General features: G+C 67.7%; 27 protein-coding genes and 1 tRNA gene. 15 read left to right on the forward strand and 13 right to left on the reverse strand.

Annotated features, from left to right (window positions below):
• The first annotated feature begins 7 nt into the window (after positions 1-7).
• The 3 genes from ACYBYQ_RS02880 to ACYBYQ_RS02890 all read left to right on the forward strand — a co-directional run bounded on the left by ACYBYQ_RS02880 (position 8) and on the right by ACYBYQ_RS02890 (position 3,051).
• Positions 8-1,270: a YeaH/YhbH family protein gene (locus ACYBYQ_RS02880; RefSeq protein WP_459616890.1), complete on the forward strand. Its 1,263-nt coding sequence runs from the start codon at positions 8-10 to the stop codon at positions 1,268-1,270.
• Positions 1,271-1,322: 52 nt separating this feature from the next.
• A complete protein-coding gene (locus tag ACYBYQ_RS02885) occupies positions 1,323-2,864 on the forward strand; it encodes a SpoVR family protein (RefSeq protein WP_459616891.1) in 1,542 nt (513 codons plus the stop codon).
• A gap of 96 nt (positions 2,865-2,960) precedes the next feature.
• Positions 2,961-3,051 (forward strand) — tRNA-Ser (locus ACYBYQ_RS02890).
• 99 nt (positions 3,052-3,150) lie between these two features.
• On the opposite strand, the gene ACYBYQ_RS02895 is transcribed toward ACYBYQ_RS02890, so the two are convergent.
• Positions 3,151-3,786: a TonB family protein gene (locus ACYBYQ_RS02895; RefSeq protein ID WP_459616892.1), complete on the reverse strand. Its 636-nt coding sequence runs from the start codon at positions 3,784-3,786 to the stop codon at positions 3,151-3,153.
• 264 nt (positions 3,787-4,050) lie between these two features.
• Here ACYBYQ_RS02895 and ACYBYQ_RS02900 point away from each other — a divergent pair, with 264 nt between their 5' ends.
• The 3 genes from ACYBYQ_RS02900 (at position 4,051) to ACYBYQ_RS02910 (ending at position 5,257) form a co-directional block, all read left to right on the forward strand.
• Positions 4,051-4,350 (forward strand): DUF2061 domain-containing protein, encoded by a 300-nt coding sequence (locus ACYBYQ_RS02900; RefSeq protein WP_459616893.1) that lies wholly within the window; start codon positions 4,051-4,053, stop codon positions 4,348-4,350.
• 159 nt (positions 4,351-4,509) lie between these two features.
• Positions 4,510-4,776, forward strand: coding sequence for a hypothetical protein (locus tag ACYBYQ_RS02905; protein ID WP_459616894.1), 267 nt, complete (start codon positions 4,510-4,512; stop codon positions 4,774-4,776).
• 4 nt (positions 4,777-4,780) lie between these two features.
• Positions 4,781-5,257, forward strand: a complete 477-nt coding sequence (locus tag ACYBYQ_RS02910) for a YaiI/YqxD family protein (RefSeq protein WP_459616895.1) — start codon at positions 4,781-4,783, stop codon at positions 5,255-5,257.
• Positions 5,258-5,302: 45 nt separating this feature from the next.
• Here the strand turns inward: ACYBYQ_RS02910 and ACYBYQ_RS02915 are convergent, their stop codons facing one another.
• From ACYBYQ_RS02915 to ACYBYQ_RS02940, 6 genes are all read right to left on the reverse strand, one after another.
• On the reverse strand, positions 5,303-5,644 hold the full coding sequence (locus tag ACYBYQ_RS02915; RefSeq protein ID WP_459616896.1) for a YegP family protein: 342 nt from the start codon (positions 5,642-5,644) through the stop codon (positions 5,303-5,305).
• A gap of 128 nt (positions 5,645-5,772) precedes the next feature.
• The gene (locus ACYBYQ_RS02920) at positions 5,773-6,093 is read right to left on the reverse strand and encodes a cupin domain-containing protein (RefSeq protein WP_459618691.1); all 321 of its coding nucleotides are present in this window, start codon (positions 6,091-6,093) and stop codon (positions 5,773-5,775) included.
• A 161-nt stretch (positions 6,094-6,254) separates the two neighbouring features.
• Positions 6,255-7,034, reverse strand: coding sequence for an NAD(+) diphosphatase (gene nudC / locus ACYBYQ_RS02925; protein WP_459616897.1), 780 nt, complete (start codon positions 7,032-7,034; stop codon positions 6,255-6,257).
• Positions 7,035-7,193: 159 nt separating this feature from the next.
• Positions 7,194-8,489, reverse strand: coding sequence for a c-type cytochrome (locus ACYBYQ_RS02930; protein WP_459616898.1), 1,296 nt, complete (start codon positions 8,487-8,489; stop codon positions 7,194-7,196).
• 13 nt (positions 8,490-8,502) lie between these two features.
• Complete coding sequence (locus ACYBYQ_RS02935) at positions 8,503-10,278, reverse strand: GMC family oxidoreductase (protein WP_459616899.1); 1,776 nt, start codon at positions 10,276-10,278, stop codon at positions 8,503-8,505.
• A 3-nt stretch (positions 10,279-10,281) separates the two neighbouring features.
• Positions 10,282-10,995 (reverse strand): gluconate 2-dehydrogenase subunit 3 family protein, encoded by a 714-nt coding sequence (locus ACYBYQ_RS02940; protein ID WP_459616900.1) that lies wholly within the window; start codon positions 10,993-10,995, stop codon positions 10,282-10,284.
• Between the two features lie 165 nt (positions 10,996-11,160).
• Between ACYBYQ_RS02940 and ACYBYQ_RS02945 the strand changes: the two genes are divergently transcribed.
• A complete protein-coding gene (locus ACYBYQ_RS02945) occupies positions 11,161-12,621 on the forward strand; it encodes an alanine/glycine:cation symporter family protein (RefSeq protein ID WP_459616901.1) in 1,461 nt (486 codons plus the stop codon).
• A 7-nt stretch (positions 12,622-12,628) separates the two neighbouring features.
• Here the strand turns inward: ACYBYQ_RS02945 and ACYBYQ_RS02950 are convergent, their stop codons facing one another.
• Both ACYBYQ_RS02950 and ACYBYQ_RS02955 read right to left on the reverse strand, forming a co-directional pair.
• The gene (locus ACYBYQ_RS02950; RefSeq protein WP_459616902.1) at positions 12,629-13,249 is read right to left on the reverse strand and encodes a flavin reductase family protein; all 621 of its coding nucleotides are present in this window, start codon (positions 13,247-13,249) and stop codon (positions 12,629-12,631) included.
• A 90-nt stretch (positions 13,250-13,339) separates the two neighbouring features.
• Positions 13,340-13,576 carry a hypothetical protein gene (locus ACYBYQ_RS02955; RefSeq protein WP_459616903.1) on the reverse strand — a complete coding sequence of 79 codons (237 nt, stop codon included), beginning with the start codon at positions 13,574-13,576 and terminating at the stop codon, positions 13,340-13,342.
• 191 nt (positions 13,577-13,767) lie between these two features.
• On the opposite strand from ACYBYQ_RS02955, the gene ACYBYQ_RS02960 reads away from it, so the two are divergent.
• The 4 genes from ACYBYQ_RS02960 (at position 13,768) to ACYBYQ_RS02975 (ending at position 17,195) form a co-directional block, all read left to right on the forward strand.
• A complete protein-coding gene (locus tag ACYBYQ_RS02960) occupies positions 13,768-14,703 on the forward strand; it encodes an NUDIX hydrolase (protein WP_459616904.1) in 936 nt (311 codons plus the stop codon).
• 22 nt (positions 14,704-14,725) lie between these two features.
• Positions 14,726-15,160, forward strand: coding sequence for an EamA family transporter (locus ACYBYQ_RS02965; RefSeq protein WP_459616905.1), 435 nt, complete (start codon positions 14,726-14,728; stop codon positions 15,158-15,160).
• Positions 15,161-15,256: 96 nt separating this feature from the next.
• Positions 15,257-16,132, forward strand: a complete 876-nt coding sequence (gene nadC, locus ACYBYQ_RS02970) for a carboxylating nicotinate-nucleotide diphosphorylase (RefSeq protein WP_459616906.1) — start codon at positions 15,257-15,259, stop codon at positions 16,130-16,132.
• An 88-nt stretch (positions 16,133-16,220) separates the two neighbouring features.
• The gene (locus ACYBYQ_RS02975; RefSeq protein ID WP_459616907.1) at positions 16,221-17,195 is read left to right on the forward strand and encodes a tripartite tricarboxylate transporter substrate binding protein; all 975 of its coding nucleotides are present in this window, start codon (positions 16,221-16,223) and stop codon (positions 17,193-17,195) included.
• A 34-nt stretch (positions 17,196-17,229) separates the two neighbouring features.
• Here the strand turns inward: ACYBYQ_RS02975 and ACYBYQ_RS02980 are convergent, their stop codons facing one another.
• From ACYBYQ_RS02980 to gloB, 4 genes are all read right to left on the reverse strand, one after another.
• A complete protein-coding gene (locus tag ACYBYQ_RS02980) occupies positions 17,230-17,949 on the reverse strand; it encodes a tellurite resistance TerB family protein (protein WP_459616908.1) in 720 nt (239 codons plus the stop codon).
• Positions 17,950-18,039: 90 nt separating this feature from the next.
• A complete protein-coding gene (gene fabI, locus ACYBYQ_RS02985) occupies positions 18,040-18,825 on the reverse strand; it encodes an enoyl-ACP reductase FabI (RefSeq protein ID WP_459616909.1) in 786 nt (261 codons plus the stop codon).
• A 67-nt stretch (positions 18,826-18,892) separates the two neighbouring features.
• Positions 18,893-20,308, reverse strand: coding sequence for a transglycosylase SLT domain-containing protein (locus ACYBYQ_RS02990; RefSeq protein WP_459618692.1), 1,416 nt, complete (start codon positions 20,306-20,308; stop codon positions 18,893-18,895).
• 10 nt (positions 20,309-20,318) lie between these two features.
• The gene (gene gloB, locus ACYBYQ_RS02995) at positions 20,319-21,140 is read right to left on the reverse strand and encodes a hydroxyacylglutathione hydrolase (RefSeq protein WP_459616910.1); all 822 of its coding nucleotides are present in this window, start codon (positions 21,138-21,140) and stop codon (positions 20,319-20,321) included.
• Between the two features lie 21 nt (positions 21,141-21,161).
• On the opposite strand from gloB, the gene ACYBYQ_RS03000 reads away from it, so the two are divergent.
• The 4 genes from ACYBYQ_RS03000 (at position 21,162) to ACYBYQ_RS03015 (ending at position 26,774) form a co-directional block, all read left to right on the forward strand.
• The gene (locus tag ACYBYQ_RS03000; RefSeq protein WP_459618693.1) at positions 21,162-21,920 is read left to right on the forward strand and encodes a class I SAM-dependent methyltransferase; all 759 of its coding nucleotides are present in this window, start codon (positions 21,162-21,164) and stop codon (positions 21,918-21,920) included.
• A 25-nt stretch (positions 21,921-21,945) separates the two neighbouring features.
• Positions 21,946-22,413, forward strand: coding sequence for a ribonuclease HI (gene rnhA / locus ACYBYQ_RS03005; protein ID WP_459616911.1), 468 nt, complete (start codon positions 21,946-21,948; stop codon positions 22,411-22,413).
• Positions 22,414-22,581: 168 nt separating this feature from the next.
• Positions 22,582-23,661, forward strand: a complete 1,080-nt coding sequence (locus ACYBYQ_RS03010; RefSeq protein WP_459616912.1) for an efflux RND transporter periplasmic adaptor subunit — start codon at positions 22,582-22,584, stop codon at positions 23,659-23,661.
• 20 nt (positions 23,662-23,681) lie between these two features.
• Positions 23,682-26,774 carry an efflux RND transporter permease subunit gene (locus tag ACYBYQ_RS03015; protein WP_459616913.1) on the forward strand — a complete coding sequence of 1,031 codons (3,093 nt, stop codon included), beginning with the start codon at positions 23,682-23,684 and terminating at the stop codon, positions 26,772-26,774.
• Positions 26,775-26,783 lie beyond the last annotated feature (9 nt).

Raw genomic sequence — 26,783 nt, forward strand, 5'->3', positions numbered from 1 at the left:
TACATCAATGAATTCGCTCATCGACCGGCGCTTGAATGGCCGCAACAAGAGCGCTGTCAACCGCGAACGGTTCCTGCGCCGCTACAAGGAACAGATCCGCAAGGCGGTAGGCGACATGGTCCGGGAACGGTCCATCGAAGACATGGATCGCGGCGGGGAGATCAATCTGCCCGCACGCGACATCTCCGAACCGCGTTTCCGCTACGGCCCCGGAGGCGATCGCGAGATCGTCCATCCAGGCAACCGCGAGTTCGCCAAGGGCGATACCTTCGACCGTCCCTCTGGCGGGGAGGGCGAGGGCGGCGGCGGGGAGCCCGGGCAGGGCGAGTCGGTGGACCAGTTCACCTTCAGCCTCTCGCGCGCGGAATTCCTGGGCCTGTTCTTCGATGACCTCGAACTGCCGCACCTGATACGCACCCAGCTCGGCGACGTATCCCAGACCAAATGGCAGCGCGCCGGCTACACCACGTCCGGCTCGCCCAGCACGCTGAGCGTGAACCGCACGCTCAAGCAATCGCTGTCGCGCCGTGTGGCCCTCGGCATGAATGCGCGCCATGGCCTGGAGGACGCCCAGGCCAGGCTGGCCGAGGCCGAGGCGCGGTCGGCGCCGGCCGACGAGATCGCGGCCCTGCGTGCCGAAATCGAGGAATGGGAGACGCGCGTGGCGCGCGTGCCCTTCCTCGACGACCTGGACCTGCGCTATCGCCACCGCGTTGCCGTGCCGGTGCCCGTGGCGCGCGCCGTGATGTTCTGCCTGATGGACGTCTCGGGCTCGATGGACGAGCACAAGAAGGATCTCGCCAAGCGCTTCTTCACGCTGCTGTACCTGTTCCTGTCGCGCAAGTACGAACACGTCGACCTGATCTTCATCCGCCACACCGACAACGCGGAGGAAGTCGACGAACAGACGTTCTTCTACGATCCCAAGAGCGGCGGCACCATCGTGCTCTCGGCGCTGGAGCTCATGCGCGAGATCATGCTCGAGCGCTATCCGCCCTCTGCATGGAACGTCTACGCCGCGCAGGCCAGCGACGGCGACTCCTTCGGCGCCGATGCGGGCAAGAGTGCGCGTTTCCTGGCCGAGCACCTGCTGCCTGCCACGCGATACTTCGCCTACATCGAGGTGCCGGATTCCCCCGAGGCGCGCAAGAGCAGCCTGTGGGCCGAATACGAGCAGGAGTCTGCGCCGCATTTCGCCATGCGCCGCATCTGCGAACGCGGCGAAATCTATCCCGTGTTCCACGACCTGTTCAAGAAGGAGACGGCATGATCGGCCAGCGCCGCCTCCACCTGGATTCCCCTCGCGGGGCAAAGGGGGCAACATGAATGCCATCACGGGTTCCCGAGCCGAACTGGCGGCCCTGGGGCGGGCACGCCCCATCTCCGAAGGCTCGGAATGGACGTTCGAGCTGATCCAGCGCTATGACGAAGCCATTTCCGAAGTGGCGGGCGCCTACCGGCTGGACACCTATCCCAACCAGATCGAGATCATCACCTCCGAGCAGATGCTCGACGCCTACGCCTCGGCCGGCCTGCCCATCGGCTACCCGCACTGGTCGTACGGCAAGGAGTTCATCCGCAACGAGCAGTACTACCGCAAGGGCATGCAGGGCCTGGCCTACGAGATCGTCATCAATTCCAATCCCTGCATCTCCTACCTGATGGAGGAGAACTCCATGGCGATGCAGGCGCTGGTGATCGCGCATGCCTGCTATGGCCACAACTCCTTCTTCAAGAGCAACTACCTGTTCCGCCAGTGGACCGACGCCGACGGCGTGCTGGACTACCTGGTGTTCGCGCGCAAATACGTGATGGACTGCGAGGAGCGCTACGGCATCGAGGCGGTCGAGGCCATCCTGGATTCCTGCCATGCCCTGAGCCTGCATGGCGTGGACCGCTACAAGCGGCCAGCGCCCATGTCATACCGCGAGGAAGCCCGGCGCCAGGCCGAGCGCGAGGAACATGCGCGCCTGCAATACAACGACCTGTGGCGCACCGTGCCGCAACCGGAAAGCTCCCCTGCCGAGACGACACGCCGCAACGTGTTCCCGCCCGAGCCCGAGGAGAACCTGCTCTACTTCATCGAGAAGCATGCGCCCAAGCTCGAGCCCTGGCAGAAGGAACTGGTGCGCATCGTGCGCAAGATCGCCCAGTACTTCTACCCGCAGACCCAGACCAAGGTGATGAACGAGGGCTGGGCCACCTTCTGGCACTACACGCTGCTGAATCGCCTGCACCAGCAGGGCCGCGTCACCGATGGCTTCATGATGGAGTTCCTGCAGAGCCACACCAGCGTGGTCAGCCAGCGTGGATTCGACGAGCGCGGCTACGGCGGCATGAACCCGTATGCCCTGGGCTACGCCATGATGCAGGACATCCGCCGCATCTGCGAGAACCCCACGCCCGAAGACCGCCAGTGGTTCCCCGACATCGCCGGCTCCGAGTGGCTGAGCACGCTGGACTTCGCCATGCGCAACTTCAAGGACGAGTCCTTCATTGCGCAGTATCTGTCGCCGCGGCTGATCCGCGAATTCCACTTCTTCGCCATCGCCGACCATCAGGCCAACCCCAAGCTGGAGGTGGCGGCCATCCACGACGACGAAGGCTACCGCGACATCCGCCGCCTGCTCGCTGCCCAGTACAACCGCGACAACCATGTGCCCGACATCCAGGTCGTGCGCTACAACCGCGATTCCGACCGTTCGCTCGTGCTGCGCCACCAGCAGAACCGCGGCAGGCCGCTGGCCGCTGCCGAGGCCGAGCAGGTCATGAAGCACCTGGGCCGGCTGTGGGGGTTCCGCGTCAGGCTGGAAGAGACCTCGCCCGAGGGCACCGTGCTGTCGTATCGGCAGATCGACCCCTGAGTGCTCGGCCCTGGAGCTACGTCCCTATTTTGTCCGGCGAGATGCCGGAGCCGCCGCGTTCTGCTAGAATCGCGGATTCGCATTTCTTGCGATCCCGGACAGGTGGCCGAGCGGTTGAAGGCGCACGCCTGGAAAGCGTGTATACGTGAATAGCGTATCGGGGGTTCGAATCCCCCTCTGTCCGCCAGAGAATTCTCCCAGGCAGGTCCAGAAACTGAAAACCCCGTAGAAACCAGCATCTACGGGGTTTTTCTTTTCCGCTTCGCTTTAAGTGGCAGCCTGCCGCTCAGTTGGCCCGAGCTTGTTCGGCTGCGCGTCTGAACACGGTCCAGAAGTTGGCTCCCGGTTGCAGCTCGCACATCGCGATCGATGTCGTGATGGCTTTCTTTATTCCCTTTGCCAGCGTGACGCGGCTCTGGCCGCTGACCGACATCACCAACATTCCCGTGGCCAGATTGAATACAGTGCGAGAAGCGACGTCGACCTCCGGGAATACGGAGCGGGAGTAGGCCAGGTCGGTATTCAAATCGGCGCAGCTCTTTTGCTTCAGGTTGGCGGCTGTGTCCTTCCTGAACGTGACCGGCACCAGCAAGACCTGAGATGAAGACTGCGGCGGTGCCTTCAGTTCGCGGACCACAGACAGCGCGGCATCATCCAGGGCCTTCGAGCGCGACGTGGTTTCCACGGCAGCCTTGCCTACTGCGCCGTCAGGCTTGAACGTGGCGCGCACTATCGCCGTACCCTGGACGCCAGCCCTGCTCAGCGCCGGCGGATAGTGCGTGGGCCTGTCGGCCGTGATCACGATCTCCTGCGTTCTGGCCTGCGGGGCTGGAGGAGAAGGTTTCCCGGTTGCCTGTGCCTGCGCCGTCAAAGGCATGGTGGCGCTCAGCACGAAGGTCAGCACGGCAATGCGGGCATACATCTAACGTTCTCCATGGAAGACGGGGCGTGGCGGGAATCTAGCACAGCGTGTTACGGAATGCCTCTGCACGATGCGGCAGGCGGCACCAGGCGTGGACCGGGCTGGCGAACGACAAACCACCCCGACTCCACGGGATAAGGTGCGTTGGTGCGGGACAGAGGAGATAAACAAGCCCTATGGGCATGACGGGAATTATCAATTGGCCGTCAACAATGATAATTATTATCATTTGATCAATGCTGCTGCTGCCCGATGGAGCCTCTCATGTCCCGCATTCCCCCGATCCGCCCCGAAACCTCGCGCATGCTGCTCAAGACGGGCAGCTATTACGTGCTGCACATCATGGTGGCCGCAACGGTGGCCTATGCCGTAACGGGCAATCTGCTGGCCTCGCTCACGCTGAGCCTGCTCGAACCCACCGTCCAGGCATTCGCCTACTTCTTCCACGAAAAAGCCTGGGACCGCTTCGGCCGGCGCAAGCCGGCGCCCGTGCCGGCCGGGGATGCCCGGCAGTGTCCGGCGGGATTGGCCGCCTGCCCGCATGTCCCGCAGCAGGCGGGGTGACGAGCCGCGTCAGCGAGGCGGGTACGGGCAACGCGCTGTGAGCCAAGCAAGGTCCCACGGTTGCTGCACGCTAAGGGCCTCGCGGGGTTTTACGCATACACTAGCTGTCCTTCCCCGCCTGCGCGGCGTGCCGGCCACTGGCGCGGCACGCCGACCTCCATGAAAAAAACCGATCTCGAAAAGACCAAGGCCCTGAAACTGATGGGCAAGCTCAACGCGGCGATTCCGCCCGGGCGCTACGCCGGCGGTTCCGCCATGCCCGATCGCCGCGAACAGCGGCGGCTCGACCAGGCGGCCGGCCTGGTGCCGTTTCCCGTCAAGCTGCGCCAGCCGCTGGTGGATGCCCTGCGGGCGCGGGCCGAGGCGGATGGCGTGGGCGTGAATGAACTGGTCGACACGCTGCTTGCCGCCGCCCTGAAAGCGTAGCGTCATGCACATCTGGGTCGATGCCGATGCCTGTCCGGCGGTGATCAAGGACATCCTGTTCAGGGCGGCGCAGCGCTGGCAGCGCCCGCTGACGCTGGTGGCGAACCAGATGCTGCGTACGCCGCCATCGCCCTTGATACGGGCGGTGCAGGTGCCGCGCGGCTTCGATGTGGCCGACGACTATATCGTGGCGCACGCCGGCGCCGGCGACCTGGTCATCACCGGCGACATCCCGCTGGCGGCCCAGGTGCTGGAAAAGGGCGCCTGCGTGCTGAGCCCGCGGGGCGAGCGCTATACGGCGGACACCATACGAGAGCGCCTGTCGATGCGCGACATGATGGAAGAGCTGCGCAATGCAGGAGTCGATACCGGCGGCCCCGCGGCATTCAGCCAGGCCGACCGGCGTGCCTTTGGCAACGCGCTGGACGGCCTGATGGCCGCCCGGATGCGCGCGATCCGCCCGCCTGAGGGCGCTGGCTGATTGCAGCGTTCCGGCCCGCGGCGCCGCCGCGGGCCATTTTCATGCTCAGGCGGCCGCGGCCGTCAGGTCCTTTAGGGCGGCGTCGGGGGCGTTCTTCTTGACGGAGGCGATGCCGTTGTCCCGGGCGCTGGCGCTGGTGTACATCTCGCTGCGGCCGATGTCCTGGCCGTTGGTGGCGGTGAGGGTGAAATAGGGCGAGCCGTCGGCAGCCGTCTTGCGCTCGTAGCGCTCGTCCTGAGGGGAATTCTTGCGTACCGACTCGATGCCGGCCAGCGCGGAATCCTTGCTGGCGTAGCGCTGGCTGGTGAGGATGATCTCGTGGTTGCCCGCCTTCAGGTTGAAGAAGTACTTGTCTGCGCTGGACTTCAATTCGTAGTAGCCGCTCATGCGTATCTCCGGATGTTGTGATTCTCGGGAATCCTGACTGCGCGGTGTGCGCCGATGGCGCACGGCTCGATCGTAGCGGCTTTCCCGGCGGAGCACGAGGGGCGGCCGATTGCTGCGGTGCGGCGCGTTCAGTCGACGCGCGTGATGAAGTAAACCTTCTTCACGCGGGAGTCGACCTCCCAGTGCCCCTTGTAGCCTTCGGGCATGATGAATGGGTCTCCTGGCGCGAGATGGTGCACGGTGCCATCGGGATCGACGATGCGCGCTTCGCCTTCGAGGATGTAGCCGAATTCGATGTAGCCCGTGGTGTCGGAGCGGAACTTGCCGGCGGAGCTTTCCCAGACGCCCGACGACACGCGGCCGCCGATGGCCTCGAAGGCATTCCTGGTGCGGTATACGGTATTGCCCGAGATCGGGCGGCTGGGTGCGCCGGTCTCGGCGTCATCCATCGGGCCAGTGCTGAAGCGGACCAGGCGGGAAGCGTCGTGGGACAAGATCTACCTCGATGTGTATGCGCCGGCGGCGGGCGCCGCGGGCCGGAATGGGCGGTGTGCTGTCTGTGCGGCATGCGGGCCCGCCATCGTATCGTCCGGCGCCGGCGCGGGCAAGATCAGGCGGTATGGGCCTGGAGCGCGAGGCCGGGCGGCAGGTGGGCGCGGATCAGGCGGCCGGCGATGGTCTCTTCGGAGGGAACGTCGGGCAGGGTGTCGCCCGGCCCGAACCAGCGCGCGTCGGCGATCTCGTCCTGCTGCAGCCGCAGCTCGCCTCCGGCGTACTCGGCGGTGAAGGCGATCATGAGCGAGTGCGGGAAGGGCCAGGGCTGGCTGCCGAAATAGCGCAGGTCACGCACGCGCAGCCCGACTTCTTCCTCGACCTCGCGATGCACCGTCTGTTCTATGCTTTCCCCTGCCTCGACGAAGCCCGCCAGGGCCGTGTAGCGCGCGGTGGCGTAGCGCGCATGCCGCGCGAGCAGGATGTGGTCGCCGCGGCGCACCAGCACCATCATGGCAGGGGAAATGCGCGGGTAGGACGACAGCCCGCAGGACGGGCAGCGCAGGCACAGCTCGGTTTCGGCGTGCCGCATGGGTGTGCCGCAGGCGCCGCAATAGCGGTGCGTGCGCGCCCATTCGGCGATCTGGAAGGCGCGGCCGGCCAGTGCGCCGTGCTCGCCCAGCTCGCTCAGCAGCGTGCGGAGCTTGCGGAAAGTGTAGCCGGGCGGCGGTGCGACGCTGCGCTCGACGATGGCGGTGCGGCAATGGGGGTCGCGGTCGAACCACACGCGTTGCAGGGAGTCGGGCGACAGGCCCAGCTGCGCACAGGCGGCAGGGTCCGGGAGTTCCAGGCCGGATTCGGCCACCAGCAGTTCATCGGTGCGGAAAATGAATATCACCGTGCTACCTCGTGTTCGGCGTCCGGGCTCTTCGGGCCGGGGCTGGCCCGAAGCCGGACGTGGGCAAGCTTAACCCGCGCCGGTCGTCACGTGCCAACGCCGGACGCGCCACGGGCCCCCGCAGCGCGGGCCCGTGGCGTCATGGCGGCAGAGGCGCCCCTAGCGCACCGGCGCGGCCGGCGCGCCGGTTTCCTCGCGCACCTTGGCGACCTGTTCGGCGCTGACTGCCGGGGCCTTGTTGCCCCAGCTGCTGCGCACGAAGCTCACCACGTCAGCGACTTCCGCATCGGTGAGGCGTTCGGCGAAGCCCGGCATGCCGTAGTGCGTGGGCGCGGCCTGGGTCCAGGGCATCTCGCCGCCCTTGAGCACGATGTGGATGAGCGACGTGGGGTCGGCGGTATTGACCGTGCTGCTCAACGCCAGCTTGGGGAAGGTTTCTTCCCAGCCCTTGCCGTCGCTGCGGTGGCAGGCGGCGCAGTTGTTGAGGTAGGTCATGGCGCCCCGCGCGTCGGCCTTGCCGCTGCGCAGCGCCTGGGCGGTGGACGCGTCATATGTCAGCGCGGCCGACTGCGACGGGTTCACGGGCGACAGGGTCTTGAGGTAGGCCGCGATGGCGTTCAGGTCGGCGTCGGACAGGTGCTGCGTGCTGTCCTGCACCACCTGCGCCATGCCGCCGAACGCCGCCGAATGGCCGTTGCGCCCGCCCTTGAGGAAGGCCACGATGTCTTCCTGGCTCCAGCTGCCCAGGCCGTCGTGCATGTCGCCACGCAGGTTCTTGGCCAGCCAGCCCTCGATCACGCCGCCCGACAGGAACTCGGTGCCGTCGGCGTCGCTGAGCGCCTTTTCCTGCAGCGCGAAGCCGCGCGGCGTATGGCAGGTGCTGCAATGGCCCAGGCCCTCGACCAGGTAACGGCCCCGCAGCACGGCGTCTGCACTGTCCGCGGCAGGCGCCTCGGCGTCGACCACGTCGGGAGCGAACAGCATGCGCCAGATGCCCAGCGGCCAGCGCATCGACAGCGGCCACGGGATGTCGGTGTCGCGGTTGGCCTGCTCGACGGGCTCGACCCCGTGCATGAAGTAGGCATACAGCGCACGGACGTCGGCGGGGCTGACGTTGGCGTACGAGGTGTAGGGCATGGCCGGATACAGCGAGCGGCCGTCCTTGGCCACGCCGTGGCGCACGGCGCGGTCGAAGTCCTCGAGCGTGTACTCTCCGATGCCGGTTTTCTTGTCGGGCGTGATGTTGGTGGAGTAGATCGTGCCCAGCGGCGACTCCAGGCCCAGGCCGCCGGCGAACGGCTTGCCGTCCTTGGCGGTGTGGCAGGCGACGCAGTCGCCCGCGCGGGCCAGGTACTCGCCCTGGCGGATCAGCTGTGCGTCGTCGTCGGCGGCCGCCGCGCAGGCGGACCAGGCTGCCAGGGCGAACAGGGGCGCGGCGAGATGGGATTTCTTCATCGTCGTCGCCTCCTCAAGCCTGCACCAGAGGACCAGGGTCCTTCAGGTATTGCGTGCGGATGTGGTGCGCCGCCCAATAGGCCAGGGCGCCGACCAGACCGGTGGGGTTGTAGCCCATGTTCTGCGGGAAGGCGCAGGCGCCCATGACGAACACGTTGGATACGTCCCAGCTCTGCAGGTACTTGTTGACCACGCTGTTGTCCGGGCGCGTGCCCATGATGGCGCCGCCGGTGTTGTGCGTGCTCTGGTAGACCCGGGTGTCGTAGTGCGAACCCTTCTTGCGCACGGCCAGCCAGTGCTTCTCGGGCTTCATGGCCTTGGCGACTTCCTCCATGCGGGAGCCGATGTAGCTGATCATGTCGAATTCGTTGTCGTGCCAGTCGAAGGTCATGCGCAGCAGGGGCTGGCCGTATGCGTCCTTGTAAGTGGGGTCGAGCGACAGATAGGCGTCGCGATACGACATCACCGAGCCCGACATGCCGATGCTCATGTGGCGCTGGTAGAGATCCTGCACGCTGGCTTTCCACTCCGAGCCCCAGCTGGGCACGCCCGGCCCCGCGACCGTCTGCCGGATCGGCCGGCCGCCGTAGCGCACGTGACGGACGGAGGCGCCGCCGATGAAGCCCAGCGGGCCGTGGTCGAACTGGTCGCCGTTGAGGTCGTCCATGCCGACGCCGCCGGCGCCCGTGCCGATGAAGGGATTGAGCTGCGTGCCCTTGGGCAGCAGTACGTTGACAGCGCCGTTCATCTGATAGGCGTAGTTCTTGCCCACGGTGCCTTCGCCGGTGACCGGGTCGTACGGCTTGCCGATGCCCGAGAGCAGCAGCAGGCGCACGTTGTGCATCTGGTAGGCCGTCAGGATGACCAGGTCGGCAGGCTGTTCCACCTCGCGGCCCTGCGCGTCGATGTACAGCACGCCGGTGGCCTTCTTGCCGGTGGAGTCGAGGTTGACCTTGATCACGTGCGAGTGCGTGCGCAGCTCGAAGTTGGGCTTCTTGAGCAGCACCGGCAGGATGGTGGTCTGCGGCGAGGCCTTGGAGTACATGTAGCACCCGTAGTTCTCGCAGAAACCGCAGAAATTACAGGGGCCGAGGCGCACGCCGTACGGGTTGGTGTAGGGCTGCGATGCGTTGTCGGCCGGCGCCGGGTAGGGATTGAAGCCCACTTCGCGGGCTGCCTTCTCGAAAAGCTGCGCGCCGTAGCTGTTCTTCAGCGGCGGCAGCGGGAATTCCTTGCTGCGCCGGCCTTCGAGAGGATTACCGCCTTCGACGATCTTGCCGTCGATGTTGCCGGCCTTGCCCGAAGTGCCGCACACGTATTCGAACTGCGTGTAGTACGGTTCCAGTTCGTCGTAGGTGACGCCGAAATCCTGGATCGTCATGTCCTCGGGGATGAACTTCTTGCCGTAGCGCTCTTCATAGCGCGTGCGCAGTTCCAGCTCCTCGGGCAGGTTGCGGTAATGCATGCCGTTCCAGTGGAAGCCGGCACCGCCAACGCCCGTGCCCAGCAGGAAGGATCCATGCTGGCGGTACGGGACGGCCACGTCGTTGATGCCGTGGCGGATCGTCACGGTTTCCTTCGACAGGTCCTGGTACAGCTTGCCGCGCACCGAGTAGGTGAGCTCGTCGATAACTTTCGGGTATTGCGCGTCGGTGGGCGTGTCGCGCATTTCACCGCGTTCCAGCGCCAGTACGTTCAGCCCCGCGTCGGTGAGCTCCTGGCCCAGGATTGCGCCGGTCCAGCCGAAGCCGACCAGCACCACATCAACTTTGTCTTTCTTGATTGCCATGGTTCAGGCCTTTTCTCCGGAGATGGACACGGGCCCGTAGGGGTACTTGACGTTCGGCTGGTCGATCCAGTCGAGGAAGTCGGCGCGCGCGCCGGGGAAGCCGACCATCTTCCAGCCGACCATGCCCTTGTTGCCGCCGTGGATGGGGTCGGCGAAAAAGCCCTCCTTGGTGTTGGACAGCAGATGGCTGAAGAACGTCTTGGCGGGCACGGTCTCGAAATGGATCTTGCCCGCCTCGAGGTCCTTGAGCACCTGCGCCTGCACGTCCCTGGGCAGCTCGGCATAGGCCTTGCCGTGCTGCTGCCTGCACCATGCATCACAGGCGGCTATGCCGTGCCGGTAGATGTCGCGCGGGGTCTGGTTGGTCTGGTAGCCCATCTCGGGAATGGAATCGGGATGGAACGGACCCTGCATGTACCACAGCTTGCCGTGGCCGTATGGCGTTTCCATCTGCCGGTCGATGAATTCCGGCACTCCGGCGGCGATGGCGCCCGGGCCGTACTGGTCTTCGGGTATCAGGTGGTCCACCGCGGCCTTGATGAAGGTCCATTCTGCCTCGGTGAAATAGGTGGGTTCGTATGGCTGGGCCGCGGGGGCGGCGGCGGCATCGCTGCAGCCTGTCTGGAGCGCGCCGGCGCCTGCGGCCAGCGTGGAGACGGGCACGACGGCGACCATCTGTTGTAGAAAGCGTCGTCTGGGCTCGCGTTCTTCGGTCATGTGCTCTCCTGCGTAAAATAAGCGCCGGCGGACTCTACACGAGGTCCCCCTACATAATCCTGACAATACTTACAGGCGTTTGCCCCAGGGCGTTCTGCCATGCGCTGGCGCGCTCGCGCGCCCATATCGGGCTTATATTTCGGCATTTGTGCAAAGGGGGGGGACATGTCCGAATTCATCCGCACACTCAACGGCTATGTCTGGAGTTCCGCGCTCATCTACCTGTGCCTGGGCGTGGGCCTGTATTTTTCGCTGCGCACGCGTTTCATGCAGGTGCGCAGCATCGGCGAGATGGTCCGGCTCATGTTCAGGGGCCAGAAGTCCGATGCCGGCGTCTCGTCGTTCCAGGCGCTGGCCATGTCGCTGTCGGGGCGCGTGGGCACCGGCAATATCGCGGGCGTGGCCACCGCCATCATGTTCGGCGGTCCGGGCGCGGTGTTCTGGATGTGGGTCATGGCCTTCCTGGGCGCCGCCACGTCATACGTCGAATGTACGCTCGGCCAGCTCTACAAGGAGGTGGACGACAACGGCCAGTATCGCGGCGGCCCGGCCTATTACATCGAGAAGGCGATGGGGCAGAGGTGGTATGCCTGGATCTTCGCCCTGGCCACTGCCGTTGCCATGGGCCTGCTGCTGCCGGGCGTGCAGGCCAACAGCATTGCTTCGGGCATGAGCAATGCCTGGGGCATCGCGCCTACGGTCAGCGCCGCCGTGGTGGTGGTCCTGCTGGGTTTCATCATCTTCGGCGGGGTGCGCCGCATTGCGGCATTCGCCGAGATCGTGGTGCCCTTCATGGCGCTGGGCTACATTCTGGTGGCCCTCGTGATCGTGCTGCTGAACATCGGCCAGGTGCCGGCCATGGTGGCCCTGATCGTCAAGAGCGCGATGGGCCTGGAGGCCGGTTTCGGCGCGGTGCTGGGCCTGGCCGTGGAATGGGGGGTCAAGCGCGGGGTGTATTCCAACGAGGCCGGCCAGGGCACGGGCCCGCACGCCGCTGCCGCGGCCGAGGTGTCGCATCCCGCCAAGCAAGGGTATGTGCAGGCTTTCGCGGTGTACGTGGACACGCTGCTGGTGTGCTCGGCCACGGCATTCATGATGCTGTCGACCGGCATGTACAACGTGCAGGGACCCGACGGCGCGATGCTGGTGAACTCGCTGCAGGGCGTGGAGGCCGGCCCGGGCTTCACCCAGGCCGCCGTCGAGAGCGTGCTGCCGGGCTTCGGCGCATCGTTCGTGGCGGTGGCGCTGGCCTTCTTCGCCTTCACCACCATCGTGGCCTACTACTACATCGCCGAGACCAACATCGCCTACATCAACCGCAAGGTGCACCGGCCGTGGCTCACGATGTTGCTGAAGCTGGTGATCCTGGTTTCCGTGACCTACGGCTCCGTGCGCAGCGCCGGGGCCGCCTGGGATCTCGGCGACCTCGGCGTAGGGGTGATGGCCTGGCTCAACATCATCGCCATCCTGATCGTGCAGAAGCCCGCGTTGCTGTGCCTCAAGGATTATGAGGCGCAGAAGCGCGCCGGCAAGGATCCGGTGTTCGACCCGGATGCCCTGGGCATACGCAACGCCGACTGGTGGCGCGGCGCGAAGTCGCGGGCGAAGTCTACGCAGCCCGAGTGATCGCGGGTCAGTCGGGCCGGCGCATCTGGAAGCGCGCCTCCGGCGTGATGGCGAAATAGTCGGCGGGGCCTCCGCCGCGCACGATGGGGTGGGCCGCGCCGGTATCGTAGATGCCGTCCTTGAGCAGCGCGGTGCGGATATGTACGCCCACCACTTCCCCCAGCACCAGCCAGCTGCCCGTCGGGGTGCCGTCGGCACCCTGCAGGGCGATCAGCTGGCTGACCCGGCATTCGAACGATACGGGGCTCTCCGCCACGCGCGCAGGCCGTACCAGGCGCGAAGGCACGGGCGTCAGGCCGGCCAGTTCGAATTCGTCCACCTCGGGCGGCACCGTGGCGGACGTGGCATTCATGGCCGTGGCCAGCTCGCGCGTTGCCAGGTTCCAGCAGAATTCGCCGGTGGCTTCCACGTTGCGCACGCTGTCCTTGTAGCCCGTGCTGGAGAAGCCGATGATGGGCGGCGTGTAATTGAAGGCGTTGAAGAAACTGTAGGGCGCAAGGTTGCGCGCGCCGGCGGCATCGCAGGTGGATATCCAGCCTATGGGGCGGGGCGCGATGATGGCATTGAGCGGGTTGTGGGGCAGCCCATGGCCCAGGGCGGGCTCGTAGAAGTAGATGTCGTCAGGCATGGCGGATGGCGGTTGGACGCGGGCCTTCATTGTGCGCCAGATCGCCGTGCGCTGCCGACCCCCGGACTGGGGCAGGCCTGCGGGGCGCCGTCAGCGCCGCCGGGCGCCGGGATGCGAAGTGTCCAGCACGTCGTCTTCCGGGGTGATCACGCCCGGTTCGCCAGGCTCGGTGATGTTCCGGCGGTCGCGCGGCATGCCGGCCACCGTCTCGGGCACGTCGGGCATGGGCAGGATCTCGGTGCCGGCCGGCGTCTGTGCGTCGGTGTGCTGCGCTTCGTCCTGGCGGCGGCCGCCGTTGTCCTGCGCTTCGTGTCGGGGCTTGGTCATGGCTGTCTCCGTGATGTGCCGCGCGAGGCGGCGTGGAACACCTCTACATGGTAGGCCCGGCACGCAGGCCCCGGGGTGTCGGGCTGTGTCGTTTGCAAGGGGCTGTTGCCCTGATGCCGCTGCGGCGCATCCGCTGCTCCTATAATGGCGCACACCCTGGCGCACCTCCTGGCGCAGGGGGGTGCATACCCTTGATCGACGCCGCCATCGACCGCTCCCTGACCGCAGAACTGGTTGCCGTGCTGGTTGCCGTGACCCACGGCGAGCCCCGCGTGCTCACGACCGGCGAGGCCAACGCCTTGCCCGCGGGCCCCTTCGAAGTGGCGCATCGCTCCCTGCAGGCCGGATTGCGGGCATGGGTGGAGGCGCAGACGCACCATCCGCTGGGTTACGTCGAACAGCTCTATACCTTTGCCGACAGCGACCGTTTCGAAGACGCCGCCAAGCGGGTGATCTCGGTGAGCTACCTGGGCCTCACCCGCGAGGCCGGCGAGGCCGCCCACGGGGCGTGGCAGCCGTGGTACCGCTACTTCCCGTGGGAAGACCACCGCGGCGGCACGCCCGCGGTGCTGGACAGCCTGATCGTGCCGCGGTTGCGCGACTGGGCAGGGCAGGGGCAGGACGCGGCAGCCTCCGCGGTGCGGCGCCAGCGGGTGGAGCTCACCTTCGGCCTGGACGGCGCGCCCTGGAACGAGGACATGGTGCTGCAGCGCTACGAGCTGCTCTACGAGGCCGGGCTGGTGCCCGAGGCGGTGCGCCGCCGCGCTGCGCCGCCGGCCGGGCCGCTGGCGCCGGGCCTGCCCATGCGGCATGATCACCGCCGCATCCTGGCAACCGGCATCGCCCGGCTGCGCGCCAAGATCAAGTACCGGCCCGTGGTGTTCGAATTGATGCCGGCCGAATTCACCTTGTTGCAATTGCAGCATACGGTCGAGGCGCTCGCGGGCCGCGGCCTGCACAAGCAGAATTTCCGCAGGCTGGTGGAGCAGCAGGCGCTGGTGGAGGAAACCGGCGCCATGTCGGCAGGCGCCGCCGGCCGGCCCGCCAAACTGTTCCGCTTCCGCGGCGACGTGCTGCGCGAACGCGCCATCGCCGGCAGCAAGCTGCCGCTGGCCCGCCAAGCCTGATTTCCCGTCCAAGGAACCTCATATGGAAGCATCGGCAAGCTGGTTGACCTGGGCGCTGCTGTCCGCCGTCTTCGCCGCCTTGACGGCCATATTCGGCAAGCTGGGCGTGCAGGGCGTGGACGCCGATCTCGCCACCCTGATCCGCACTTTCATCATCCTGTTCGTACTGGGCCTGTTCGTGGCGGCCACGGGCAAGTGGCGCAATCCCGGCGACCTGGCGCCGCGCACCTGGATGTTCCTCACGCTGTCGGCCCTCGCCACCGGGGCGTCCTGGGTGTGCTACTACCGGGCGCTGCAGGTGGGCGACGCGTCCAAGGTCGCGCCGGTGGACAAGTTCAGCCTCGTGCTGGTGGCCCTGTTCGCCGTGATGTTCCTGGGAGAACGGCCGGCGCTGAAGGATTGGGCCGGCATCGCGATGGTGGCGGGCGGCGTGCTGCTGCTGGCCATCCGGCGCTGAGATGCCGCCTGGATGCTTGACGGCAAAATATACTCAGGTATAGCATAAGGTGTCCCCCGAGCGCGGGGCCCCTTTTTTACCCATTAAATACTCATAATGAGCACAATAACCGAAACCCATCCACACCGGCCGGTCCCCCCTCTGCCGCGCGTCATGCTCGAACCCCTGGTGCGCGGCGCATTGCTGGAGGACCTGGGGCGTGCAGGAGACCTGACCACCGATGCCATCGTGCCCCCAGAGACCCGCGCCACGGCGCGGCTGGTGGCGCGCCAGGCCGGCATGCTGGCCGGCATGGATCTGGCCCGCCTGGCATTCCGGCTGGTGGACCCGGACATCGCCGTGGAGGCCCGCCTGGATGATGGCGCCCGCCTCGAACCCGGCAGCGAGATCGCCGTATTGCGGGGATCCGCGCGCGCGCTGCTCACGGCCGAGCGCACCGCGCTGAACTTCCTGGGACACCTGAGCGGCGTGGCCAGCGCAACGGCCTCTATCGCGGACGCGATCCGCCATACGCACACCCGGGTGACGTGCACGCGCAAGACTTTGCCCGGGCTGCGTGTGGTGCAGAAGTATGCGGTGCGGGTCGGGGGCGGAAGCAACCACCGCTACGGGCTGGACGATGCCGTGCTGATCAAGGACAACCACATCGCGCTCGCCGGCGGGGTGGCGCGCGCCGTCGAGCTGGCCCGCGCCGGCGTGGGCCACATGGTGAAGATCGAGCTGGAAGTCGACACCCTGGCCCAGCTCGACGAAGCGCTGGCGCTGGGCGTGGACGTGGTGCTGCTCGACAACATGGACCTGGAAACCCTGCGCGCCGCGGTACGCAAGGTCGACGGGCGCGCCATCACCGAGGCTTCCGGCCGCATCACTCCCGAAACCGCGCCGCGGGTCGCGGAAACGGGCGTGGACCTGATGGCCGTAGGCTGGCTCACCCACAGCGCCCGGGTGCTGGACATCGGCCTGGATACCTGAGAGGGCGCCGGGCCGCCCGGCGCGGCAGCCCGCCTGGCGTTCCACCAGACGGCGCCCGTCGACGCGGGCGCCGCGGAGACCTGCATCCATGAACTACGCGAACTTCTTCCGGTCTGCGGTGGCGGCACTGGCGCTGGCCACGGCGTGCAGCACGGCGCCGGCCCAGGCCTATCCGGACCGTCCCATCACCATCGTGGTCACCTTTCCGCCCGGCGGCGGCACCGACCTGCTGGCGCGCAAACTGGGCGCGGCATTGCAGGCGCGGCTGGGCCGGCCTGTCGTGGTGGAGAACCGGCCGGGGGCCAGCGGCAACATCGGCGCGCGCTTCGTGGCGCGTGCCGCGCCCGATGGCCATACCCTGCTGATGGTCAACAGCTCCTTCGCCATCAATCCCGGCGTGTTCCGCCAGCTCGAGTTTTCGCCGCGCAAGGATTTCGTCGCGGTGGCCAACGTGGCCTATGTCCCGTCAGTGATCGCGGTGCCGGCCGGCTCTCCCCTGGCCACCCTGGCCGATGCGCTGTTGCGCGCTGCGGATCCGCAACAGCCGCTGCCCTACGCTTCGTGCGGCAACGGCACGCCGCAACATCTGGCTGGTGAAATGCTGCACGGCATGACCGGCGCGGCGCTGCAACACGTGCCTTATCGGGGCTGCGGGCCGGCGCTGAACGACCTGCTGGCCGGCCAGGTGCCCCTCGGCATCGTCACGGCTTCCAGTGCGGCACCTTTCCTGTCGGAAGGAAGGCTGCGGGCCCTGGCCGTGACGTCGCCGGGCCGCGCGGCATCGTGGCCGGGCGTTCCCACGGTGGCCGAGCAGGGCGTGGCGGGCTACGAACTGGACCAATGGCACGGACTGCTGGCCCCGGCGGGCACGCCGCACCAGGTGGTGCGGCAGCTCAATGCAGAGATCGATGCCATCGTGGCGCAGCCCGCCATGCAGCAGGCCCTGCAGCAGCTGGGCTACACGCCTGCAGGCGGCGACGCGGATGATTTCCAGCGCCTGGTGCTGCGCGACATCGCGCGCTTCGGGGCCTTGACGGCGCGCATCGGCCTCCAGGTGGACTGACGCGATGCGTCGATGCCGGGCGGCGGACCGCCGCTCAGGCGGCCTGCGTCCGCACCTGGGCCTCGAGCTGCTGCCGGAGGTCCGGAGGCAGCTGCAGCTGGCGTGCCAGCTCTTCGAGGTAGGCGCGTTCCATGTAGCTTTCTTCGTCGACCATCATCAGGCTGGCCAGGTACATCTCTGCCGCCATCTCGGGCGTGCGCGCCGCGCGGGCCACCGCGGCAGGGTCCACGGGCCGCGCGAGCTCGGCTTCCAGCCAGGCCCGGTCGCCAGCGTCGCCTGACAGGCGCGACAGCTCGGTCTCCAGCAGGCGACGCTCTTCGGGTCCGATGTGGCCGTCGGCCTTGGCGGCGCCTATCATGGCCACGAGCACCGCGTTGCTGTGCTGCTCGACTTCGGCAGGCGGAAGACGGTCGAGGGTACGAGGTTCGGCAGCCGGAGCCTGGCCTTGGCCCGAGGCGGCCTGCTTGCGCTGCCAGTCGCCGTAGGCGCGGTAGGCCAGGGCGCCCAGGGCGGCCATCCCGCCGTACAGCGCGACCTTGCCGCCGATCTTGCGGGCCTTCTTGCTGCCCATGAGCAGGCCGAGCGCGCCGGCCCCCAGGGCGCCGCCGCCCACCCCGCCCAGCCCGCCCAGGCCGGACAGCAGGGAACCGCCGCCCTCTGGCGAGCGGGCCGGCTGGCCGCGCGCCGCGGATACGTCGCGGACCAGGCTCTGGCCGGACTGCAGGAGTTGATCAAGCAATTGTCGTGCGCTCACGAGCTGTCTCCGTGTCATGTCGGATCCGGTGAGACAGTCGGCAGGCGGATTGGTTCAGCGGCCCGTAAGCCGGCCGGGGAATGCAGGCGTTCAGCCTTCCATGCCGGGCACGACCGTGGAGAAGCCTGCGTCGACGTGGGTGATCTCGCCCGTGACGCCGGCCGCCAGGTCCGAAAGGAGGAAGGCGGCCACGTTGCCGACGTCCTCGATGGTGACGTTGCGCCGCAGCGGGGCGTTGGCCTCGACGAACTTCAGGATGGAGGAGAAGTCCTTGATGCCGCTGGCGGCCAGCGTCTTGATCGGACCGGCGGAGATGCCGTTGGCCCGGATGCCGCGCGGACCGAGCGCCGTGGCGAGGTAGCGCACGCTGGCTTCGAGCGAGGCCTTGGCCAGGCCCATGGTGTTGTAGTTGGACACCACACGCTCTGCGCCCAGGTAGGTGAGCGTGAGCACCGAGGCGCTGCGGCCCTCCATCAGCGGCAGCGCCGCCTTGGCGAGCGCCGGGAAGCTGTATGCCGAGATGTCGTGGGCCACGCGGAACGCCTCGCGCGACAGCCCCTCGAGGAAGTCGCCGGCGATGGCTTCGCGCGGCGCGAAGCCTATCGAGTGCACCAGGCCATCCAGGCCGTCCCAGCGCTTGCCGAGCTCGGCGACGGCCGCGTCGATCTGGCTGTCCTCGGAGACGTCGCAGGGCAGCACGATGTCGCTGCCGAAGTCGGCGGCGAATTCAGTGATGCGGTCCTTGAAGCGGTCGCCCACGTACGTGAAGGCCAGTTCGGCGCCTTGCTGATGGCAGGCGCGGGCGATGCCGTATGCGATGGAGCGGTTGGAAAGCACCCCGGTGACCAGAATGCGCTTGCCGGCGAGAAAGCCCATGGGAAATCCTTTGTATGCCTTGCGGTACTGCCGCGATTTTAATGAATGACAGGGGCCGGGCCGGAGGCTAGCCCCGCGCGCCGGTGCCGGGGATGCGCAACACCCGGCCGACCGTCAGGCTGTTGCCCTTGAGGTTGTTCAGGGCACGCAGCGTATCGACGGAGGTGCCGTACTGGCGCGCCAGGCCGTAGAGGGTGTCGCCCGTGCGCACCCGGTGCGTGCGCACATTGGGGCGCGATCCGGTGCTGCGGGCCGCCGGGCTGCGCACGGCCGGTTTGCCGGCATTGCCCTCGAGGGGGCCGACCGGCGTGGACAGCGACGCGAGCTGGACGCCGCCGGCGGGCGCGTCGGCGGGGACGGGAATGAGCAGGCTCTGGCCCGAGGCCACCGTGCGGCGCCTGGGGATGTCGTTGATCTCGCGCAGCCGCGCCTCCGATACGCCGAAGCGCCGCGCAATGGACGCATAGCTCTCGCCGCGGCGGGGCTCATATACCGACCAGTGGCTGAGCCGGCCCTTGTAGCCCGCCAGGTTGGCGTTGAAGACCTCGACCCGGTCGGCCGGCAGCAGCAGCGTGGTGGACTGGCCGCCGCGGATCAGCGGACGGTTGTACGACGGGTTCAGGGCCTTGAATTCGTCCACCGGCATTTCGGCCAGCTTGGCGGCGACTTCCAGGTCGATGTCGCGGCTCTTGGCCACGACGGCGAAGTACGGCGTGTTCTCGACCGGCGGCAGCACCACGGCGTACTTGGCGGGGTTGGCGATGATGTTCTTGATGGCCTGCAGCTTGGGCACGTAGTTGCGCGTTTCGTCAGGCATGTCCAGCGACAGGTAGTCGGTGGGCAGCCCGGCTGCCTCGTTGCGGGCCATGGCGCGCTGCACCGAGCCTTCGCCCCAGTTGTACGAGGCGAGCGCCAGGTACCAGTCGCCCTGCATCTCGAACAGCTTCTCGAGGTAGTCGAGGGCGGCGTAGGTGGACGCGATCGGGTCGCGGCGCTCGTCGCGCCACCAGTCTTGCTGGAGATTGAAGTGCTGGCCCGTGGTGGGAATGAACTGCCAGAGGCCGGACGCCTGCGAGCGCGACAGGGCGGTGGGGTTGTAGGCGCTTTCGACGAAGGGCAGCAGGGCCAGCTCGGTGGGCAGGCCGCGGCGATTGATCTCGTCGACGATGAAATACAGGTACTTGCCCGCACGCTCCGCCATGCGTTGCACCGACTCGGGATGCGAGGCGTAGTAGTCGGTCCATTCCTGGGCAAGGTCGGTATGCAGGTTGGGGATGGCGAAACCGCGGCGGATGCGATCCCAGGCGTCGCGCGGCGGGTGGGTCAGGTCCACCGTGCGCGAGGTGTCTCGGGCGATGGGGCGGTCGGCGCGCAACGCGCCGGCGCCGTACTTCTGTCCGGCCTGTTCCGGTTTGTTGCCGGTGGCGGCGCAGCCGGCCAGCACGGCGAGCATCAGGGGGAGCAGGAGACGGTACAGGAGGATCATTGGCGGTTTACTTGAATTCGTTCTTCCATTCGCGCAGGACAGCAAAGGTATCGACCGGCGACGCAAGGGGCCGGCCTGCCCGGGCTGCTGCGGCCTGGGCGACTTCGACTTGGCGGGTACGCAGAAAAGGATTGATCCGCAGTTCCTGGCCGATGGTGGAAGGCAGGCTGGGCTCTTCTTTTTCGCGCAGTTGCCGGACCCGCTGCAGCGCCTGTTGCAGGGTGCGGTTGGCGGGTTCTACTGCCAGCGCCCAGCGCAGGTTGGCAAGCGTGTATTCGTGCGCACAGCAAACCAGCGTTTCGGGCGGCAAGGCCGCCAATTTTGCCAGAGAATCGGCCATCTGCGCAGGCGTGCCCTCGAAGAGGCGCCCGCAGCCGGCCATGAACAGCGTGTCGCCGCAGAACAGCACCTCTGGCGCAGCCGCGACGCGCCCATGATAAGCGATATGGCCCGCGGTGTGTCCGGGCACGTCGAGCACCTGCATGTCCAGGCCGAGTTCGGGCAGGGCGACGCGGTCGCCTTCGGCCAGGGGCACGTCGCAGCGGGGCAGGCGTTCGCCGGCGGGCCCGTACACGGTGGCGCCGGTTGCACGCACCAGCTCGTCGACGCCGCCGACATGGTCGGCATGGTGATGGGTGAGTAGAATGGCGCGCAGCGCAAGACCCCGCGCCTGCAGCAGGTCCTGTACGGGCCCGGCCTGCCCGGGATCCACGACGGCGGCCTGGCCACCGCATAGCACGGCCCATATGTAGTTGTCGGTGAATGCCGGCAGGGGCAGCAGGGCGGCCGGCGGCGTGTGGCTTTCCGTGGCAGGGGCGTGGCTGGGCATAATTTGATGAGGACCGAGCAAGTGGCAGAACAGACCCCGCCGATTGTAGAACTGGCCGAGTGGTTCCAGTCGGCGCCGGGACAATATGTCCTGGCCTGGGAGCATGCCCAGTTCGACGAGCTGGTGGCCGACGTGTTCGGCTTCCATGCCTGGCAGGTGGGCCTCTCCGAGCCGGACCTGCTGCGCGCCAACCGCATGCCGTTCAAGGCCTACGTGGGCACCCAGATGCCGGCCGAGGGGGCCTCGGCCCGCTGGCAGGGCTGCGTGCTTGCCCGGCCCGACGCGCTGCCGTTCGAATCCCAGACGGTGGACCTGCTGGTCCTGCCGCATGCTTTCGAGTGCGCGCCGGATCCGCATCGGGTCCTGCGGGAGGTCGAGCGCGTGCTGGTTCCCGAAGGGCGCGTGGTGATTTCCGGCTTCAATCCCTGGAGCCTCTGGGGCGCCCGCAACGCCATGCCGGGCATGGAGGCCTGGCTGCCCCTGCCGGTCTCGGCGCAGGTCTCGCCACTGCGCCTGAAGGACTGGCTCAAGCTCCTGTCGTTCGAGGTGGCGCCGGCGCGATTCGGCTGCTATGCGCCCGCGTGCCGTACCGACAAGTGGCTGCGCCGCTGGCGCTTCCTGGAAGCCCAGGGACGGCGCTGGTGGTCGGTGGGCGGCGCGGTATACGTGATTTCGGCGACCAAGCGCGTGGCCGGCATGCGGCTCATCGGGCCGGCCTGGAAGAAGAACCGCCGCCGCCGTGCGCGGGCAGCCTCGGTGGTGGTCAACCGCGGGGCCTGAGCGCCTCGCCTGCAACAAGGACATCATGCAAGAAGACGAAAACGCCGGCCAGCAGGTCGAAATGTGGACCGACGGCGCCTGCAAGGGCAATCCCGGGCCGGGCGGCTGGGGCGTGCTGATGCGCGCCGGCAGCCACGAGAAGACCCTGCACGGCGGCGAGGCCAGCACCACCAACAATCGCATGGAACTCATGGCGGTCATCCAGGGGCTGCGCGCGCTCAAGCGGCCCTGCTCGGTCGTCATCCATACCGATTCGCAGTACGTCATGAAAGGCATGACCGAGTGGCTTGCCAACTGGAAGCGGCGCGGCTGGGTCACGGCCGACAAGAAGCCGGTCAAGAACGTCGAGCTCTGGCAGGCGCTGGACGAGCAGGTGGGGCGCCACCAGGTGGCCTGGCGCTGGGTGCGCGGCCATGCCGGCGACCCCGGCAACGAACGTGCCGATGCGCTGGCCAACCAGGGCGTGGCGCAGATGCGCGGGGCTGGGCGCTGAGGCTGCGGGCGGCGCCGGCCTCCCCGGGCATACCCTAGTCTGCCCGACATGCCGTGGCCGGGGTGCAGGTGCTAAAGTCCGGGGGCTTCCCTGCGTGTCCGTCAGGGCCCCAGGCCCTGCTTTTCCGCCGCGCTGCGCCGCGGCGCAGCCGTTCCGTGTTTTTCATGCATGAATAAAGTCGTACTGCTGGTCGCGGTGGCGGCCGGAGTGGCCGCGGGCGCGGCCCTGGGTTTCTACCTGCCTCATCGGATGCCGGCTGGCGGCACCGCGCCGGCCGCGGCTGCGCCTGCGGCGCCGGCACCCGTGGCCGCGGTGCGCGTGGTCACCACCCGGGTCGAAACCGTGCCGTTCCCGCGCGGCATTTCTGCCGTGGGCAGCCTGCGTTCCGACGAATCGGTGATGCTGCGTCCGGAAGTCTCGGGCAGGATCAGCGAAATCGCCTTCCGCGAAGGGCAGCCCGTGGCGCGGGGCCAGGTGCTCGTGCGCCTGGACGATTCCGTGCCGCGCGCCGAGCTGGAGCAGGCGCGGGCCAACCTGGCGCTGGCCGAGACCCACTACCGCCGCGCCGTGGACCTGCAGGGACGCGGATTCGTCAGCCAGCAGGCCCGCGATGAAGCCGCCAGCCAGCTCAAGGTGCAGCGGGCGGCCGCCGCCCTGGCCCAGGCCCGGCTCGACAAGATGACCCTGCGCGCGCCGTTCGCCGGCGTGGTGGGCCTGCGCAACGTGTCGGTGGGCGATTACGTCAGCGAGGGCCAGGACCTCGCGCCGCTGGAGGCCATCGACCCGCTGAAGGCCGACTTCCGCGTGCCCGAGATGTACCTGGGCAAGCTGGCGGTGGGCCAGAAGCTCACGCTGCGCCTGGATGCGCTGCCCGGCGAAACCCGCACCGGCGAGGTCTACGCCGTCAGCCCGCTGGTCGATGCCGCAGGCCGGTCGGTGCTGCTGCGGGCCACGGTGGCCAATGCCGACGGTGCGCTGCGCCCCGGCATGTTTGCCCGCGTGCAGCTGTTTTTCAGCATGGAGCAGGCGCTGGTGGTGCCGGAGGCGGCGCTCGCGCCTTCGGGCCAGGCCCAGTACGTGTTCCGCGTCCAGGACGGCGTAGCCCGGCGCATCGAAGTCACGGTGGGCGAGCGGCGCGACGGCCGCGTCGAGCTGCTCACCGGCGTACAGGCCGGCGACGAGCTCGTGGTGGCGGGGCTGCAGCGTCTCACCGACGGCGCGCCCGTCGTCGTCGCCTCGGGCGCCTAGCACCCTACCAGGATCAGGCCATGGTCATCTCCGAGATCTGCATCCGGCGTCCCGTATTCGCTTCGGTACTCTCGCTGGTCGTGGTCCTGATCGGCCTGATCTCCTACTCGCGCCTGTCGGTGCGCGAGTATCCGCGGATCGACGAGCCCATCGTCTCGGTGGACACCACCTACAAGGGCGCTTCTCCCGAGGTGGTGGAGTCACAGGTCACCAAGCCGCTCGAAGACCAGCTCGCCGGCATCGAGGGCGTGGACGTGATGACCTCGCGCAGCCGTTCCGAGCGCAGCCTGATCAACATCCGTTTCGACCTTTCCCGCGATCCCGACGCCGCGGCAGCCGAAGTGCGCGACAAGGTCTCGCGCGCGCGGCGCTTCCTGCCCGACGAGATCGACGAACCGATCATCGGCAAGGTCGAGGCCGATTCCCAGCCCATCATCTATATTGCGGTCGAGTCCGGTTCCTACTCGGCCATCCAGACTTCCGACTACATCAACCGCTACGTCAAGACCCGCCTGTCGGTGCTGCCCGGCGCGGCCGAAGTGCGCGTTTTCGGCGAGCGCCTGCCGGCCATGCGCATCTATGTGGACCGCGACAAGCTGGCCGCCTACGGCCTGGCCGTCCAGGATGTCGAGGAGGCCCTGCGCAGCCAGAATGTCGAGATCCCGGCGGGGCGCATCGAATCGCGCGAGCGCGAGTTCACCGTGGTGTCGTCCACCGACCTGCAGACGCCGGCGCAGTTCGACAATGTCATCGTGGCCACCGTGAACGGCTATCCGGTGCGCCTGCGCGACGTGTCGCGGATCGAGGTCGGTGCGGCCAACGACCGGGTGCTGTCGCGCTTCAACGGCAGGCCGGCGATCAACATCGGCCTCACGCGCCAGTCGACCGCCAACCCGCTGGAACTGTCACAGGCGGTGCGGGCCGAGGTGGCGCGGCTGAACGAGAGCCTGCCCGCCGGCATGCGGCTCAACATCGCCTACGACACCTCGGTGTTCATCGAGGAATCCATCGGCTCGGTGTTCCATACCATCATCGAGGCCGTGGTGCTGGTGGTCCTGGTGATCTTCTTTTTCCTGCGCAGCCTGCGTGCCAGCATCATCCCCATCGTCACCATCCCGGTGTCGCTGGTGGGCGCCTGCGCGCTCATGTACCTGTTCGGGTTCTCCATCAATACGCTCACGCTGCTGGCCATGGTGCTGGCCATCGGCCTGGTGGTGGACGATGCCATCGTGGTGCTCGAGAACATCTACCGCCATGTCGAGGAGGGCGTGCCGAGGGTGCAGGCCGCCATCCAGGGCTCGCGCGAGATCGGCTTCGCCGTGGTGGCCATGACGCTGACGCTGGTCACCGTGTATGCGCCGCTGGCCTTCGCCACCGGCCGCACCGGCAGGCTGTTCGTGGAGTTTGCGCTGGCGCTGGCCGGCGCGGTGCTGGTCTCGGGTTTCGTGGCGCTCACGCTCACGCCCATGATGTGTTCCCGGCTGCTGCGCCACCAGGCCGGCCACGGCCGCTTCTACAACCTGATCGAGGGCTGGCTGGAGGCGCTGGGGCGCGGCTACCGCCGGGCCCTGAATGCCGCGCTGCAGGCGCGCTGGCTGGTGGTGGGGCTGGGCGCGCTGGTGGCCCTGGGCAGCGGCGTGCTGTTCTCCGTGGTCAAGAGCGAACTGGCGCCGGTCGAGGACCGCGGCGTCATCTTCGGCCTGGTGAGTTCCCCGGAAGGGGCCACGCTGAACTACACGCTCGACAGCATGCTGGAGATCGAGCGTTTCTACGCCGCCGTGCCCGAAGGCAACGTCTCGCAGGTCACGGTGGGCTTTCCCACGGTGTCCGACGGCACTGCCATCCTGCGCCTGAAGCCCTGGTCCGAACGCGAACGCACCCAGCAGGAAATCGCCCAGGCGCTGCAGCCGCAGTTCGCCTCGCTGCCGGGCGTGCGGGCTTTCCCCACCAATCCGCCTTCGCTCGGGCAGTCGGCCCGTTCCAAGCCGGTCGAGTTCATCATCATGAGCCAGTCCTCCTACCCCGAACTGGCCAAGCTGGTGGACGCCTTCATGGCGGCGCTGCGCGGCTATCCGGGCCTGCTCAATCTCGACACCGACCTGCGCCTGAATACGCCTGAACTGCGGGTGGAGGTGGACCGCGACAAGATCGCCGATGTGGGCACCGACGTGGACGTGGTGGGCCGGACGCTCGAGACCATGCTGGGCGGACGCCAGGTCACCCGCTACAAGGACGAGGGCGAGCAGTACGACGTTATCGTCCAGGTCACGCCGCGCGATCGCGCCAATCCGGCCGATATTTCCGGGATCTACGTGCGGGCGCGTGACGGCAGCATGGTGCAGCTCGACAACCTGCTCAAGGTGCGCGAGTCGGTGTCGCCGCAATCGCTCAACCACTTCAACCGCATGCGCGCCGTCAAGGTCGAGGCCGCGGTGGCGCCCGGCTATGCCCTGGGCGAGGTGCTGGCCCACATGACCGAGGTGGCGCGTCAGGTGCTGCCCAACACCGTGGTCACCGACCTGGACGGCCAGTCGCGCGAATTCCGGGACTCTTCCGGCAGCATCTACCTGGTCTTCGGCATGGCGCTGGCATTCATCTACCTGGTGCTGGCGGCGCAGTTCGAGAGCTGGCGCAACCCCTTGGTCATCATGCTGTCGGTGCCGCTTTCCATGACCGGCGCCCTGCTGGCGCTGTGGCTCACGGGCGGCACCCTGTCCATCTACAGCCAGATCGGCCTCATCACCCTGGTGGGCCTGATCACCAAGCACGGCATCCTGATCGTGGAATTCGCCAACCAGCTGCGCGACCAGGGCCTTTCCCTGCGCGAGGCCGTGATCGAGGCCAGCGTGCTGCGCCTGCGTCCCATCCTCATGACCACCGGCGCCATGGTGCTGGGCACGGTGCCGCTGGCGCTGGCCCAGGGAGCCGGTGCCGAATCGCGCCAGCAGATCGGCTGGGTGCTGGTGGGCGGCCTGAGCCTCGGTACACTACTGACTTTGTTCGTCGTGCCGGTGGCGTATTCGCTCATCGCGTCCGCCCGCCCGCAAGCCCTGGCCGCCATCCCGGCTCCCGGCGCGGGCACGCGGCCCGCCCGCCCGGCCACCCCGGAATAACCATCGCCC

The organism is Bordetella sp. 2513F2, from assembly GCF_054642735.1.

Excerpts from the sequence above, each read along its gene's own strand:
- ACYBYQ_RS02975 (WP_459616907.1), top strand. The coding sequence starts at position 16,221 with ATGAACTACGCGAACTTCTTCCGGTCTGCGGTGGCGGCACTGGCGCTG.
- ACYBYQ_RS03015 (WP_459616913.1), top strand. The coding sequence starts at position 23,682 with ATGGTCATCTCCGAGATCTGCATCCGGCGTCCCGTATTCGCTTCGGTA.
- ACYBYQ_RS02910 (WP_459616895.1), top strand. The coding sequence starts at position 4,781 with ATGCACATCTGGGTCGATGCCGATGCCTGTCCGGCGGTGATCAAGGAC.
- gloB (WP_459616910.1), bottom strand. The coding sequence starts at position 21,140 with ATGCCCAGCCACGCCCCTGCCACGGAAAGCCACACGCCGCCGGCCGCC.
- ACYBYQ_RS02935 (WP_459616899.1), bottom strand. The coding sequence starts at position 10,278 with ATGGCAATCAAGAAAGACAAAGTTGATGTGGTGCTGGTCGGCTTCGGC.
- nadC (WP_459616906.1), top strand. The coding sequence starts at position 15,257 with ATGAGCACAATAACCGAAACCCATCCACACCGGCCGGTCCCCCCTCTG.
- fabI (WP_459616909.1), bottom strand. The coding sequence starts at position 18,825 with ATGGGCTTTCTCGCCGGCAAGCGCATTCTGGTCACCGGGGTGCTTTCC.
- ACYBYQ_RS02945 (WP_459616901.1), top strand. The coding sequence starts at position 11,161 with ATGTCCGAATTCATCCGCACACTCAACGGCTATGTCTGGAGTTCCGCG.
- ACYBYQ_RS02895 (WP_459616892.1), bottom strand. The coding sequence starts at position 3,786 with ATGTATGCCCGCATTGCCGTGCTGACCTTCGTGCTGAGCGCCACCATG.
- ACYBYQ_RS02885 (WP_459616891.1), top strand. The coding sequence starts at position 1,323 with ATGAATGCCATCACGGGTTCCCGAGCCGAACTGGCGGCCCTGGGGCGG.
- ACYBYQ_RS02950 (WP_459616902.1), bottom strand. The coding sequence starts at position 13,249 with ATGCCTGACGACATCTACTTCTACGAGCCCGCCCTGGGCCATGGGCTG.
- ACYBYQ_RS02940 (WP_459616900.1), bottom strand. The coding sequence starts at position 10,995 with ATGACCGAAGAACGCGAGCCCAGACGACGCTTTCTACAACAGATGGTC.
- ACYBYQ_RS02905 (WP_459616894.1), top strand. The coding sequence starts at position 4,510 with ATGAAAAAAACCGATCTCGAAAAGACCAAGGCCCTGAAACTGATGGGC.
- ACYBYQ_RS02955 (WP_459616903.1), bottom strand. The coding sequence starts at position 13,576 with ATGACCAAGCCCCGACACGAAGCGCAGGACAACGGCGGCCGCCGCCAG.
- rnhA (WP_459616911.1), top strand. The coding sequence starts at position 21,946 with ATGCAAGAAGACGAAAACGCCGGCCAGCAGGTCGAAATGTGGACCGAC.
- ACYBYQ_RS03010 (WP_459616912.1), top strand. The coding sequence starts at position 22,582 with ATGAATAAAGTCGTACTGCTGGTCGCGGTGGCGGCCGGAGTGGCCGCG.
- ACYBYQ_RS02900 (WP_459616893.1), top strand. The coding sequence starts at position 4,051 with ATGTCCCGCATTCCCCCGATCCGCCCCGAAACCTCGCGCATGCTGCTC.
- ACYBYQ_RS02880 (WP_459616890.1), top strand. The coding sequence starts at position 8 with ATGAATTCGCTCATCGACCGGCGCTTGAATGGCCGCAACAAGAGCGCT.
- ACYBYQ_RS02930 (WP_459616898.1), bottom strand. The coding sequence starts at position 8,489 with ATGAAGAAATCCCATCTCGCCGCGCCCCTGTTCGCCCTGGCAGCCTGG.
- ACYBYQ_RS02920 (WP_459618691.1), bottom strand. The coding sequence starts at position 6,093 with ATGGATGACGCCGAGACCGGCGCACCCAGCCGCCCGATCTCGGGCAAT.
- ACYBYQ_RS02915 (WP_459616896.1), bottom strand. The coding sequence starts at position 5,644 with ATGAGCGGCTACTACGAATTGAAGTCCAGCGCAGACAAGTACTTCTTC.
- ACYBYQ_RS02965 (WP_459616905.1), top strand. The coding sequence starts at position 14,726 with ATGGAAGCATCGGCAAGCTGGTTGACCTGGGCGCTGCTGTCCGCCGTC.